The sequence below is a fragment of the Sandaracinaceae bacterium genome (genome assembly GCA_020633055.1).
In the GTDB taxonomy this organism is placed as follows: domain Bacteria; phylum Myxococcota_A; class Polyangia; order Polyangiales; family Houyiibacteriaceae; genus JADJJE01.
The window spans coordinates 743,248-756,977 of record JACKEJ010000008.1; the positions used below are offsets into that span (position 1 = coordinate 743,248).

Genomic DNA, 13,730 nt, shown 5'->3' on the forward strand with positions numbered 1-13,730 from the left:
GTGAGACGACCCGGGATGATCCCAGCATACTCGCTCGGCATCGCGCTCGCGCTGCTGGGCTGCGCTGCCGGCGCGGGCACGTCGGGCGGCGTCGCCCCTGCCGTGTTGGTCGCTCCCAGCACGGAAGGGGTGCAGCAAGGCGCGGAGGGGAGCACACGGCCCCTCAGCCCCGAGCCGTTCGGGGAAGACCGCTATGGCTTCGTAGAAGCCAGCAGCGCCAACGGCCGCTACGTCGCGCTGCGTCGCTTCGTCGAGCGCGACGAGCCGCAGTTCGGGCACCACGGAGAGGTCATGGGCGGCGCCGACTTGGTGGTCGTCGACCTGGTGGACCTCAGCGAGCGCCCCTTCGACGAAGTGGTCGACGTCACACCCGACCGGCGCTTCATGCTGTTGTCGGTCGGAGACGCGCCCGTGCTGCTGGACAGCGTGAGGGGCCGCTTCGAGGCCCTGCGCGACGCGGACACGCGGTCCGATCACAACGCGTGCCTGGGACCCCGGCAGGCGGTGTTCTCCGCAGCTGGCGCGCGCTTGGGCTGGGTGGTCGACCAGGCGCGGGCGCTGCGCGTGCGAGACCTCGCCTCGGGTGAGGAGTGGTCGGTGCCTGCCAGCACGCCGCTCTGGCGCGGCTGGCCCGACGACGAGGGGCGCGGCGCCGTGCTGGCCGAGGTCCCGGCAGGCAGCGCCGAATGGCCGCAGCAGCACACCAGCTGCGCGTGCCGCTGGTGCAACCGCTTCGCCATGTCGTTCGGCTTCTATGGCTGGGGCGGCCCGACGTTTGCGCTCACGCACGTGGACGGCGCGGGGGTCCGCACCTCGTCGGAGGTCACCGAGGGCGAGCGCCGCTGGCACGGCCCGGACGACGCAGGCTGCACGCTCACCCCCGAGGACGGCGAGCGCGGCTACGCGCAGGGCCCCTGGCGCCGCGCGTGTCCGTGAGCGCGCGCGGTGCGGGCCCGCGTGCCGCCCGCCGCAGTCCATGCCGCGTCGCTGCACAGCGCCGCGCCGTCGCGCTGCCTCGCGCACGCTCGGGCGTCAGGCGGTCGCCTCGTCGGGGACCTGCTCCTCTGGAACGCGCCGCGCGAACAGCCCGCGCAGGCGGTACAGCATGGTGAACAGGGCGGGGATGACGAAGATGACCAGCACGCTGGAGAGCGCCAAGCCACCCAGCACGATGGCTCCGACCCCGCGATAGAGCTCGGCGCCCGCGCCGTTCGAGACCACCATCGGCAGCAGGCCCGCAAGCGACGTACTGGTGGTCATGAAGATGGGCCGGATGCGCGAACGCACCGCGTCGGCCACGGCCAGGTTCAGCTCGTCCCCCTCGCGCAGCCGCGCGAGCGCCCCATCCACCACGAGGATGGCGTTGTTCACGACGACGCCGATGAGGATCAGGAACCCGAGCGCGGTGAGCAGGTCGAGGGGCACCGGACCGAACACCTGGTCCACGGCCACCAAGCACGCCATGCCGCCTGCCGCGGCGAGCGGCAGGCTGGCCAGCACGACCAACGGCGCGACGAAGTCCTCGAACAGCGCCGACAGCAGCAGGAAGCAGATGAGCACGGCCAGCAGCAGCACGTCGCGGAAGTGGTCGGCCGCGATGTCGAGGTCGCCCGCCGCGCCGCTGACCTCGATGCGCACCCCTTGGGGCACCTCGCCTGCGGCGCGCATGGGGGTCACCACCTGCTCTTGCACCATGTCCATCGCGGTCTCGAGGGGCAGCGCCTCGGGCGGCGAGATCTGCAGCGTGATGGCGCGGCGGCGCTCGAGGCGCTGGATGTTGGTAGGGCCGATGTCCGTGACCGCGTCGGCGACGGAGCTGAGCGGCACGATGGCGCCAGCGCTGGTCACGAGCGGCGCGTCCATCAGCTCGAGCGGATCGCTGATGATGCCGCGACCCGGGGTCAGCGCCCGCAGGACCACGTCCACCTCGTAGCCGCTCCGCGACGTGAGCTCCCCCACGATGGCGCCGTCGACCAGCGCGTCGACCATCAGGCCCAGCTGGTCGCTGCGGATGCCGAGCGCCGCCGCCTGACGCCGCCGCGGGTGGATCTGCACCTCGGGGGCGCCCGGATCGAGCCCCGGCACAGGGCGCACCTGCGCGCCCGGGATGGCCCGGCTGATGCTGCCCATCATGCGCCCGCCGAGCTCGGTCAGGGTGGGGATGTCCGAGCCCACCAGGTTGAGCTCGATGCTGCGCCCGCCCCCCATGCGCCCGAACAGGCTGGCTTGGTTGGTGAACCCGAAGGTGCCCGGCACGTCGGCCTGCACGCGGCGCAGGAACGGCAGGAGCGCGCCGATGTCCTCGGGACGCGTGGCCACGGCCCCCGCGAAGACGAAGCTCCCGTCGCCCACGAAGAATGAGCGCTGGATGGAGGGCACGTCGCCCACGTCGGCGCCGATGTGGGGGCCGATCTCCTCGTGCATGCGCGCGCCCATGCGCTCGAACTCCTCGGAGGAGTACCCCGGGGGCGGCACGAGCACGCCGAAGATGAGGTTGCGGTTGCCCGTGGGCAGGTACTCGAGCGCAGGGGCCAACATGAACGTCACGACCCCGGCGGCCCCCACCACGAGCGCCACGATCAGCGTCCCGCGACGCAGGTCGCGCGCCACCCAGCTGGCCGCGCCGACGATCCGCTCGCGCACCCGGTCGCCGGCTGCCGCGAAGCGCCCTGGCGCCGTCTTGGGCTTGGGCTTCAGCAGGCGTGCGGCGAGGCTCGGGATGACCCACACGGACACGACCAGCGACCACACGACCGCGAGCGAGATGGCGACGGCGACGTCGCGCAGCAGCTGCCCCACCTCGCTCTCCCACGTGATGATGGGGGCGAAGACCGCGACGGTGGTGAGCGTCGAGGCGAGCACCGCGCCCCACACCGAGCGCACACCGCGCAGCGCGGCCTCGGCGGCGGTCTTGGCCGTGGCGCGCTCGGTGTCGATGCTCTCCAGCACCACGATGGAGTTGTCGAGCACCATGCCCACCGCGAAGGTCACGCCTGCCAGCGAGATGACGTTGATGGAGCGACCGAGCCAGCTCATGCCCAGCGCCGTGCCGAACACGCACACGGGGATGGAGACGCTGATGATGGCGGACGCCCCCGCCGAGCGCAGGAACAAGAAAAGCGCCAGGATGGCCAGCACCGACCCCATCAGCAGGTTCTGCTGCACGAGGTCGAGGGCGTCGTTGATGTAGCCGACCTGATCCGAGATGACCTGGATGGTGAGCCCCTCGCCGCGGAACTCGCGCTCGTCCAGCTCGGCCACCGTGGCGCGCACGGCCTCCGTCACCTCGAGCACGTTGCTGCCCGACTCGCGCGAGAGCAGCAGGATCATGGACGCCTGTCCGTCGGTCATGGCCACGCCGCGCGGGCGGCGCAGCCCCATGCTGACGGTGGCGACGTCGGCCAACCGCACCGGCATGCCGTCGGGCCCGGTGCCCAGCACCACCTCCTCGAGGTCCTCGACGTCTTCGGGGGCGAGCGGCGTGCGCACCAGGAACGAGCGCTTGCCGATGTTGAGGTCGCCAGCCGACACGTTGCGCAGCTCGGCGCGCACCCGGTCGCTCAGGTCGTTGATGCGCAGGCCCCGCTCGGCCAGGGCGCGCGGGTCGAAGTCGACGTGCACCTCGGAGTCCTGACCGCCCACGTGGCGCATGCCGGCCACACCCGGGATGCGCTCCAGCTCGGGCACGATCTCTTCGGCCACCCACGTGCGGAAGGCCGAGACGGAGCGCCCCTCGAGGTCGCGGATGGTGATGACGGCGATGGGTGGCCCGGACAGATCGGAGGTGCTCAGCACGGGCCGGTCGGCCGCCTCGGGGTACGAGCTGACCTCGCCCAGGCGGTTGTTCACCCGCACGAGCGCGTCGTCGATGTCCGTGCCCACGTCGAACTCGAGCGTGATGCGGCCGAGGTCGGGGCTGGCGTTGCTGGTCATCTTCACCAGCCCCGCCAGACCCTTGAGGGTCTGCTCCTGGGCCTCGAGGATCTCGGTCTCGATCTCGCTCGGCGCCGCACCGGGCCAGCGCGTGCTGATGTCGATGGTGGGGCGCGAGATGTCCGGCGTGAGCTGGATGGGCAGCCCCACCAGCGACAGCGCGCCGAAGAGCACGACCAGGATGACGCCCACGGTGACCGTAACGGGGCGCTCGATGGCGAGGGCCAGCGCCCCCTGCGCGCGATCCGTCATGTGCCGCCGCCACCCTGCGTCATGGACGCTGCGCCGCTCCCAGCCTCCGCGGCCGGGGGAGAGCCCGCCGGACGCGCTGCAGACGAAGGACCCGCTGGGGGTTCGGCCGGAGACGCACCCGCGCTGCCCCCCGCCGCCAGGGCGGCGCCGTCCACCACCACCGCGTCATCGGGACGCAGCCGCTCGTTGCCGCGCGTGACGACCTGCTGGCCTGCCGCGAGGCCCTCGCCCCGCACCAGCGCACGCTCACCGGACTGCACGACGACCTGCACGGGCACGATGCGAGCCGTTCCGTCCACGACGCGCACGACGCGCGCGCCACGCACCCCGTAGGTCACGGCGTCGCGCGGCACCACGACCCCGCCTTCCTCGGGCAGCTCCAGCTCCACGTCGAGGAAGCGCCCGGGCAGCAGCCACGCCGGCCGCTCCGCCGTGTCCGGTAGGAAGCGCAGCGGCGCCGTCCCGGTGGCGCTGTCGATCACGCGCACCACACCGGCGAGCCGCGCGGGCAGCGCCTCCCCATCGAAGCGCAGGGTGGCTGGCTGGCCCTCGTGGAGACGCGCCAGCAGCAGCGGGTCGACCATCGCGTGCACCTCGACGTCGTCCATGCTGACCACTTGGAGCACCGGCGTGCCCGCGGACACCCAATCGCCCGGGTCGGCCATGCGCTGAACGACCTGACCCGCGAACGGCGCGCGCACGATCTGCTGCGCCAGCCGCGAGCGGGTCTGACGCACCCGGGCGCTCAGCTCGGCCTGGCGCCTCGCCAGCTGCTCGGCGCGGCTCTCGGCCTGCTCGATCTGGGTCACCGCGACCGCCTCGGGTCCCGCCATCCGGTAGCGGGCCGCATCGCGCGCGGCCTGGGCCTCCTCCTCGGCTGCCGTGGCCGCCGTGGCCTGCGCAGCCGCGAGGTCGGCGCGGGCCACGCTGGGATCGACCTCGAACAACAAGTCCCCCGCCTGGACGCGGTCACCGACCCGCACCCGCACCCGGCGCACCGCCCCGTTCGCGCCCGCCGCGAGGGTGGCCTCGAGCGCGGCGGACGTGCGGCCCGTGAGCCGATGACGCACGACGAGCGGACCGTCGGCGACGGCGTCCACGGTCACGCGGGCAGGGGGTCGACCAGACGGAGGGGGCGCCTCGGCCTCGCCACCGCAGCCAACGAGGCCCAGCAGCAGTCCCAGGCCGGTGAGTGTGGGGGTCACGCGCATGCGCATCCGTTTGCCATACTTCGGGCTGTCGGCCCACCGCCCAGACCGCTACACGGGCACCGGCCATCGCGACGCTTGACAGCAGCGCGCGGTCGGGTGCCAATGATTCATGCGCGACGACATCGTCCTCGAAGGAGCGATCCCCGCGGGCGGCATCGTCGAGCTGCTCAGCGCCATCGAGGAGACGTGCACGACGGGCACGCTCCACTACGAGAGTGTACGCGAGGGCAGCGGGACGGTGACGCTCGTGCGCGGCCAATTCGCCGAGGATCAGACCCCCGACCGCAAGCAGCGCGACCCCGTGGAGGTGCTGCTGGCCCTGCGGGAAGGGCGCTTCTTCCTCCAGCAACGGCTGCCCGTGCTGCCCGTGACGAACGGCGACCACATGGTCAAGAAGGGCTCGTTGGCGGTGCACGTGCCCTCCGAGCTGATGCGCTACTGCGAGCTGGCCGGGCTGACCGGGGTGCTGCAGCTCAGCCGCCCCCCCGAGGTGGTGGACCTGGCCTACGAGCGCGGCGAGCTGGCGGAGGTGCGCGTCGGCGGCGCCGGCCAGATCGAATTCGAAGAGGTCTTCGGCTGGGAGGACGGGCGCTTCACCATCGAGGCGCGACGCGTGAGCGCGCGCGTCGCGGCGCCGGACAGCTCCGTGTACCCCGCCCAGCACCAGCCGGCGAGCGACACGGACCGCGGCAGCGAGCGCGAGGCGCGCACCACCACCCGTGATCCCGGCGAACCCACGGAAGCCACGTTCTTACGCGTGGTCGAGATGTCCCTCGAAGACCTACTGCGCGAGCGCGCCGAGCGCACCCCAGCCGCGCGCACGGGACCAGTCATCCCAGCGCTGCCCGCCGCCCGGGTGTCTCAGCGTCCGGCCCCGAAGACCCTCGGGAGCAGCTCGACCCCGGTGCGCGGCGAGAGCACCGTGCGCGTCATCTACCTGGCCGCCGAGCGTAGTCCGGCGGAGGAAGAGCGGCTGCCCGCGATGGACCTCAACGTACCGCTGCCGGGCGAAGGCCGGCGGTCCCCCTCGAAGACGGACATCCCGCGCAACACGGCCATCAGCGCGCTCGACGACGCGGGTCGGCTGCGTCAGAGCAAGTGGCCCGCCGCCCTCGCGCGGCCATCGCGGGAGGACGAGGAGATCACCACCCAGTTCGACACGGCCAGCCACGCGGCGCTGGACATCGGCACGAACCCCACCATGCTGGCAGGTGCGCTCGACCTCGCGAGCGACGACCTCCCCCTGGACTCCCCGAGAAAGGCGCAGCACATGAGCGACACCCGCACCTCGGGCGCGAGCCCCGAGAGCCCCGCCGCGGGGCGGACCGTGACGCCCCCGGACACGCTCGGCACTCTCAAGTGGGTGGCGTTCGCGTGCCTCGTGCTGATCTCGTGCCTGGCCGTGCTCGCACGCCTCCCGCCGATCGACTGAGACCTCGGTGCGCCGCTCTCTCGTCACGCTCGCGCTGCTGTGCGCCTCGCTGGGCTGCCTCGCGGGTCCGACGGTGGGCGCCGCGCAGCCCGTGGCGGGCGCAGACACCCCAGACGGCGGGGCCCCACGCGCCGCGGCGCCAGACGAAGGACCGGACACCGCCGACCGCGACGCAGAGGCCGACCTCGACGCTGAAGCCGACGCAGAGGCCGACCACGACGCTGAAGCCGACGCAGAGGTCGACCACGACACGGAAGCCGACGCGGACCGGCCCATCGGCGCCTCGGGTGAGTCCGAGACGGCGCCAGCCGACGACTCCGACCAAGACCTCGACGACCAAGACCTCGACGACCAAGACCTCGACGGGGACCGCGCGCCTGGCGCCCCGCAAGCGCTTCGATACTTCCTCGAAGACGTCGAGGTGGTGGGCAACACGCGCACCCACGCCTCGGTCGTCCGCGCCTACGTCCCGCTCGAGCGGGGTGAGCCGTTCGACCCCGAGGAGAGTGAGCTCGAGACGCTGCAGTTCTCGCTGATGGGGACGGGGTGGTTCGACGAGGTCAACGTTCGGCTGCGCCGCGGCCGGCAGCGCGGCTGGGTCGTGGTCGTGATCGAGGTGGTGGAGCGCAACACCGTCGTGGTGGAACAGATCGCGCTCGGCGTGGCCGAGGGGCTGAGCAGCGCACGCACCACGCAGACGCGCGTCTTTCCCTACGTGGGACTGACCCTGACCGAGACCAATTTGCTGGGGCGTGGCATGCGCCTGTCGGTCAGCGGGCTGCTCTCCCGTCACCACCAGGGGGGGCGCATCGACTTCGCCTACCCACGGATCTTCGGCGGGAACTACGGGCTGCGGGCCGCGCCCTTCTTCAACAACTCCCGCCAGTATTTCGGGACCAACCCCACGGTCACCACGCGCTGCGCCCCGACGGCTCCGAGCGACTGCATCGAAGAGTTCGAGGGACGCAACGCGGTCGTGTTCTACCGCCGAGGCGGCTTCTACCTGGGCACGGGCCGCACGATCGGGAGCACCCTCACGCTCGACATCGGCACGCAGCTCGAGTGGATCTACGTCACCTCGCGCCCCGAAGCCGCGAGCGAGGTGCGCGGCAGCGAGATCCGTCCGATCGACTTCTCCATCCTCCCCAACCGCAGCTTCGCCTCGGTGCTGCGCGTCGGGCTGACCTACGATCGGCGGGACGACCCAGGCCTCCCCACGCAGGGGACGTACCTCCGCGTGCAAGCAGACGCCGGGACGCGCCTGCTCGGCAGCGCGTACGACTTCGTGCGCCTCCAGGCGGAGTTTCGTCAGTGGGTCCCGCTGGCGAGCCACCACACCCTCCGCATGCGCATGTTCGGCGGCATCGTGTTGGGCGACGCGCCGTTCTTCTACAAGTTCCACGCCAGTGACCTGACCGACCTCATCCCGAGCCGCCTGCTCGAGATGCAGCTCGATCGTCGCGCCCCCCCCAACCTGCTCGGCACCGCCATCGCGTTCATGCGCAATGAAGAGGTCGCCGTCCGGGCGGACGTCGAGTACGACGTCTCGCTGCTCAGGCACGATCGTCGCGTGGGGCTGCGAGGCGCGCACGCCTACTTCAACCTGGGCGCCTACCTGCTGGCCGACCTGCAGGACCTGCAGTTCGCGGTGCCGGGTCTGGACGGCGCCTCGCGCATTCCGATCGACCTGACCTTCGACATCGGCATCCGCTTGGACACCTCGGTCGGTGTGTTCCAGTTCGGCTTCTCCAACCTGTTGGGGTTCATCCAGCTGTGAGCGCCCGGCCCACGGCACGCTGCAAGCGGTGCGCGACGGCGCTCGCGCTCGGGCTGCTGCTGGCCGCGACGTGCGCGTTCGCACAAGCGCTCGATACGCGTCGCGTAGGCATCCGGTGGCAAGGGGGCGTGCCGCGCATCAGCGTATCGGTCGCCGATCTGGTGGATCAGAGCGCGCGACGGGCGCTGGAGAGCGGCCTGCAGAAGCGCATCATCATGACGGTGCAGGCGTACGAGTCGGGCGCGTCCCACCCGTTCGCCACCACGCGCGTCCAATGTGCGGCGACCTACGACCTCTGGGAGGAGTCGTACATCCTCCGCATTGGGCGCCGCACCGAACGCCACAGCCGCGTGGACGACGTGATCGCCCGCTGCCTCGTCGCACGCGACCTGAGCGTCGGGCGCCCTGGCGACTGGACCAACCACGGACGTCGAGACCTGTACTTCGCGGTGCGCGCCGAGTTCAACCCCATCAGCGCCCAGCGCTGCACGGCGTTGTTGCGTCCCAGCCGGTCGGAGGGGCCCATCGGTCCGATCGTCGTCAACATCGTGCGCCGCGAGATCTGCGCGGCCGAGCGCTCCATCGACTTCCGCTCGCAAGAGGTCACCAGCCCGTGACACGGCTGGAACGCACCCTGCTCGCGGCCCTGCTGGTGGCAGGCCTCTCGCCCCTGCTCGCCGCGACCTTCTTCGGTCGCTCGGCGCTGCGCGACGCCTACTCGAGAGGCGTCAACCCCGTGGTGGAGGAGCAGCTGGCGGCGGCGGTGGAGTCCCACCGCGAGCACATCGTCGCGCTGCGCGAGGCGGCCGACAGCACCGCCGATGCCATCACGCAGCACTGGCAGCTGCACGACGCGCTCCGCAACAACGACCTCGAGGCTGTGCGCCGCTACGCCCAAGCCGCGCTCGGCGCCTACCCGCAGGTCGCGGCCGTGCGCGTCTACCGCGCCGACCTCGACTCCGATGCGGCACCGGGAGGCCTCTCCGACGACGACATCGCGGCGACGGACCTCGACGACCTCGACGACCTCGACGACCCGACGCTGGACGAGACGCTCTCCGACGAGGACGGCGCCCACGACATCGCCCCTCCCGACGACGCCGCGAGCGACGACGGGCCCAGCGCGCCTGATGGCGGGGACGTCGATGACGAAGCAGACGGGCGCACGGCAGACGACGCGCTGGACGCGGCGGACGAGGGCGGGCCTCCACTCGTCGAGGTGAGCATCGCGGCGCGCGCCGATCCGGAGCAGGTGCGCAGCCTGACGCGCGAACGCGTGCTGGACACCATCGAGCCCCCCGCGCGCGTGGTGGTCGTGGTCACAAGCCCGCGCGCGGTCTTCGCGGACTTGCAGCGCGCTGGCGAGGTCACTGGCCTGTATTCGCGCTTGCTGGAGCAGACCGACTATGTGTCGGACGTCTACGTGTGGGTGCTCGCCGCCTACGTCGCGTTCGTCATCGCGCTCGCGCTGCTGGTCTCCATCTGGCTCGCGCGGCGTGTGTCCAAGCGTGTCTTGGCGCTGGCCGACGCCACGGTGCGCGTGGGGCAGGGCGACCTCGCCGTCAGCGTCCCGGACGACGACGACGACGAGATCGGCGAGCTGACCCGCGCCTTCAACCGCATGGTGCAGGACCTGCGCGAGTCGCGGGAGCGTATCGACTACCTGAAGCGCATCTCCGCCTGGCAGGACTTCGCGCGGCGCCTCGCGCACGAGATCAAGAACCCACTCACCCCGATCCAGCTGGCGGCGCAGGAGGTGGCGCAGGCCTACCGTGGTGACGACCCACGCTTCGCGGCGATGCTGGAGGACGCACGCGGCATCATCGAGGAAGAGGTGGCCACGCTGCGTCGGCTGGTCGGGGAGTTCTCGAGCTTCGCGCGGCTGCCGGAGGTAGACCTCGCCGAAGCGGACCTGGTGGAGCTGCTGCGCGACCTGGAGCGCGGCTTCCCGAGCGTGCTGCAGGACGTCTACGGTGAGGCGGCCAGCGCGGAGTCCCGCGTCACGCTGCGCCTCGACGTGCCCGCGTCGCCGGTGCTGGCCAGCGTGGACGCGATGATGCTGAAGCGCTGCCTGGACAACCTCGTGCGCAACGCGGTGGAGGCCATCGCCGGGGAAGCGCGCGCTGGCTCGGGCGCGGTCACGCTGCAGCTCGTACGCGGCACCCATCAGCTCGAGCTGTCCGTCACCGACGACGGACCGGGCATCGAGGCCAACGCACGGACACGTGTGTTCGACCCCTACTTCACCACCAAGTCGAGCGGCACGGGCCTCGGGCTCGCGATCGTGAAGAAGGTCGTGCTGGAGCACCGCGGACGCATCGTGTGCGAGCGAGGCGAGGGCCCGGCGGAGCGACCTGGGACGCGCTTCGTCATCAGCATGCCGCTCGGCTGAGCCCGGGTGCGCAGACCACCGGCTAACCATACGGCCAGGAACGCGTTATACGGCCGTGAGCCCCATGAACGACGACCTCCGCAAGATCGCCCCCTGGCTGCTGGGCATGCTGGCCGTGTCCTTCTTGGCCATGCTGGGCCGCAGCTGGTTCGTCTCGAGCCTGACGGGCGCCGAAGCCCCGGCGCTCGACCTGCCCATCGCGGCAGGGCCGGGCGTGCGGGAGGGAGACCGCGTGTCGCTGGCGAGCCTCCGGGGCCGCGTGGTCGTGCTCGACTTCTGGGCCAGCTGGTGCCAGCCCTGCCGCCGCAGCATCCCCATCCTCAACGACCTCGAGGCCGAGCTCGATGGACAGCCCGTGACGTTCCTCGGCGTCAACGTCGAGCCCGAGATGGGCCCGCGGCGGCTCGAGCAGGTGCACGCGAGCTTGGGCGCACACTTCCCCACGGTGCAAGACCAGACCGGAGACGTGAAGGCGCGCTACGGGGTGAGCGTGCTCCCGACGCTGGTCGTCCTGGACACCGAGGGCGTTGTCCGACATGTAGGGACAGGTGTGCCGAACGGGGACTCCTTGGGCGCCACCATCCGTGGTCTCATCCCTGAATCCTGATTCATCTCCATCGCTTAGCCGACCGCGCGCCACGCTCGTTGACCGGCGTGTCCGAAACGAGTACATTTCGCGACCCGCGCGGCCGATCCGCTCGTATTGGAGAGATTACACCTTGGTCCAGACCCTGCAGGGAACGAGCCTCGAAGAGCGAGTCGCATATCTCGACGAGCTGCGCAAGGCGGCGCCGCCCAGCGTCAACGAAGAGTTCGAGAACAACCTCGACATGCTCTGGATCTACCACGACAGCGCGCTCGAGGGCGTCGTGTACACCCAGGACGAGCTCAAGTCGGCCATCCTGGACCAGGTCATGAGCGACTCGTCGTTGATCCCGGTCTACGACGAGATCCGCCACCACCGCGCGGCCATCCAGACCATCCGGCAGCTGGCCCAGAAAAAGAAGCTCACGGTCGACCTGGACCTCATCAAGGGCCTCTTCGCCCAGCTGGCGCCCGAGGAGATCGAGGGCAAGGCACCGCCGAAGTACCGCAAGGACATGCCCCTGCACCGGCTGTACTTCCACGAGATCGCCACGCCGGACAAGATCGCGGGCCAGATGAAGGCGCTGGTCCAGTGGGTGAACGACCCGGACACCAAGCGCAGCACGCACATCGTGCGCCTGGCCGCCCGCACCCACTACTCGCTGCTGCAGACGTACCCCTTCCCCAAGCACAGCGGCAAGGTGGCGCGCTTGATCCTGAACGTGATGCTGATGGACGTGGGCTACCCGCCGGTGATCATCCACGCCACGGAGCGCCAGCGCTACTACGAGGCGCTCAAGCAGGGCGAAGACCGCACCGCCGCGCTCATCAACGAGGCCCTCGTGGCCAGCGTGGAGAGCACCATCTCGTTCTACGAGCGGCTCGCGGAGGGCTAGTGCGCGGCGGGTTCTACGCCATCGTGGATCCGGCGCACTGTGGCGGGCGGAACCCGGTGGACGTGGCCGAGCAGGTGCTGGCCGGTGGGGCCGAGATGCTGCAGCTGCGCATGAAGCGGGGCACGGACCGGGAGCGGGCCGCGCTCGCGAGGGCCTTGCGGGCGCGGGCGCGGGCGGCGGCGGTGCCGTTCATCGTGAACGACCGGGCCGACCTGGCGCTGCTGGTCGACGCGGACGGACTGCACCTGGGTCAGGACGACCTGAGCGTGGCAGACGCGCGGGTGCTGCTCGGCGCACGCCAGCTGGGGGTCAGCACGCACGACGCGGAGCAGGCACGCCAGGCGGTGCGCGACGGGGCCGACGTGATCGGCTTCGGGCCGGTGTTCGACACGCAGACCAAGGAGCGCCCCGACCCGACGGTGGGGCTCGCCGCGCTGGCCGAGGTGTGTCGCTCCTCGCCCGTCCCCGTGGTCGCCATCGGCGGGCTGACCCCCGCCCGCGCGCGTGAGGCCTACGCGGTGGGCGCCACCTGGGTGGCGGCCATCTCGGCGGTGTGCGAGGCGCCCGACGTGGTGGTGGCCGCGCGCGCGTTCGCTGCGCCACCGGACACGGTGCCGGTCCCGCGCGGGGAGCCCGCGTGATCCTCGAGCTAGGGCTGGCCCTGGGCGCCGGCGCCGCCCTGTGGGCCTACCGCCGCCGACGCGCAGCGAAGGCCGGTGTCGCCCCCGCTGCGGCTCCGGACGGCTCCCCCGACGACCCAGCGCCCAAGCCGATGGTGCGCAAGCCGGGGCTGAACCTGTCCGACGTGATCCTCTACGTGGACACCGAGCTGTGGCTGGCGGGCTGCCTGCACCTGGACGACGGCGCCGACGTCCTGCGCCTGTTCGCCGCGCCCGGCGGCAAGCGCGCAACCCACGTGGCCCAGCTGGACCGCAGCGGCGAGGACCTGGCCATGCTCAACCCGTGCGCCGACGTGCCCGCGGGCCGCGTCCCAGACGAACTCCAGCTGGGCGGCGCCCGCCTCCGGCTGCGCAAGCGCGGCCGGGCGAACGTGCGTGCCGAGGGGGAGTCGCTGCCCGACCACCGACCGCAGGTGGACTACGTCCTCTTGGGCGACCCGTCCGGGCGCCTGTTGCTGGTGCTGGACTTCGTCGGGGGGGAGCGCCTGGCCCTGCTGGGCGAGCGCGTGCCGAGCGGCATGTTGGACCTGCTCCCGGGCGGCTGAGCACCGCCTGACGCGCACTCGCCGCGT

11 protein-coding genes are annotated in these 13,730 nt (G+C 71.7%); 9 read left to right on the forward strand and 2 right to left on the reverse strand.

Features of this window, described 5'->3' with window-relative positions:
* Nucleotides 1-936 carry a hypothetical protein gene (locus tag H6726_19895; protein ID MCB9659922.1) on the forward strand — a complete coding sequence of 312 codons (936 nt, stop codon included), beginning with the start codon at nucleotides 1-3 and terminating at the stop codon, nucleotides 934-936.
* 96 nt (nucleotides 937-1,032) lie between these two features.
* On the opposite strand, the gene H6726_19900 is transcribed toward H6726_19895, so the two are convergent.
* Nucleotides 1,033-4,185, reverse strand: a complete 3,153-nt coding sequence (locus H6726_19900; GenBank protein MCB9659923.1) for an efflux RND transporter permease subunit — start codon at nucleotides 4,183-4,185, stop codon at nucleotides 1,033-1,035.
* The gene (locus tag H6726_19905; protein MCB9659924.1) at nucleotides 4,182-5,390 is read right to left on the reverse strand and encodes an efflux RND transporter periplasmic adaptor subunit; all 1,209 of its coding nucleotides are present in this window, start codon (nucleotides 5,388-5,390) and stop codon (nucleotides 4,182-4,184) included. The genes H6726_19900 and H6726_19905 overlap by 4 nt, the downstream gene beginning before the upstream one ends.
* A 115-nt stretch (nucleotides 5,391-5,505) precedes the next feature.
* Here H6726_19905 and H6726_19910 point away from each other — a divergent pair, with 115 nt between their 5' ends.
* From H6726_19910 to H6726_19945, 8 genes are all read left to right on the forward strand, one after another.
* Nucleotides 5,506-6,828, forward strand: a complete 1,323-nt coding sequence (locus H6726_19910) for a DUF4388 domain-containing protein (protein MCB9659925.1) — start codon at nucleotides 5,506-5,508, stop codon at nucleotides 6,826-6,828.
* A gap of 7 nt (nucleotides 6,829-6,835) precedes the next feature.
* Complete coding sequence (locus H6726_19915) at nucleotides 6,836-8,605, forward strand: BamA/TamA family outer membrane protein (GenBank protein ID MCB9659926.1); 1,770 nt, start codon at nucleotides 6,836-6,838, stop codon at nucleotides 8,603-8,605.
* Nucleotides 8,602-9,222 (forward strand): hypothetical protein, encoded by a 621-nt coding sequence (locus H6726_19920; protein MCB9659927.1) that lies wholly within the window; start codon nucleotides 8,602-8,604, stop codon nucleotides 9,220-9,222. The genes H6726_19915 and H6726_19920 overlap by 4 nt, the downstream gene beginning before the upstream one ends.
* The gene (locus tag H6726_19925) at nucleotides 9,219-10,997 is read left to right on the forward strand and encodes a HAMP domain-containing protein (protein ID MCB9659928.1); all 1,779 of its coding nucleotides are present in this window, start codon (nucleotides 9,219-9,221) and stop codon (nucleotides 10,995-10,997) included. Before H6726_19920 ends, H6726_19925 begins: the two co-directional genes overlap by 4 nt.
* A 64-nt stretch (nucleotides 10,998-11,061) precedes the next feature.
* Nucleotides 11,062-11,604, forward strand: a complete 543-nt coding sequence (locus H6726_19930; GenBank protein ID MCB9659929.1) for a TlpA family protein disulfide reductase — start codon at nucleotides 11,062-11,064, stop codon at nucleotides 11,602-11,604.
* Nucleotides 11,605-11,716: 112 nt separating this feature from the next.
* Nucleotides 11,717-12,478, forward strand: a complete 762-nt coding sequence (locus H6726_19935; protein MCB9659930.1) for a Fic family protein — start codon at nucleotides 11,717-11,719, stop codon at nucleotides 12,476-12,478.
* Complete coding sequence (gene thiE, locus H6726_19940; protein MCB9659931.1) at nucleotides 12,478-13,119, forward strand: thiamine phosphate synthase; 642 nt, start codon at nucleotides 12,478-12,480, stop codon at nucleotides 13,117-13,119. Before H6726_19935 ends, thiE begins: the two co-directional genes overlap by 1 nt.
* A complete protein-coding gene (locus tag H6726_19945) occupies nucleotides 13,116-13,703 on the forward strand; it encodes a hypothetical protein (protein ID MCB9659932.1) in 588 nt (195 codons plus the stop codon). The genes thiE and H6726_19945 overlap by 4 nt, the downstream gene beginning before the upstream one ends.
* The last annotated feature ends 27 nt before the right edge of the window (nucleotides 13,704-13,730 follow it).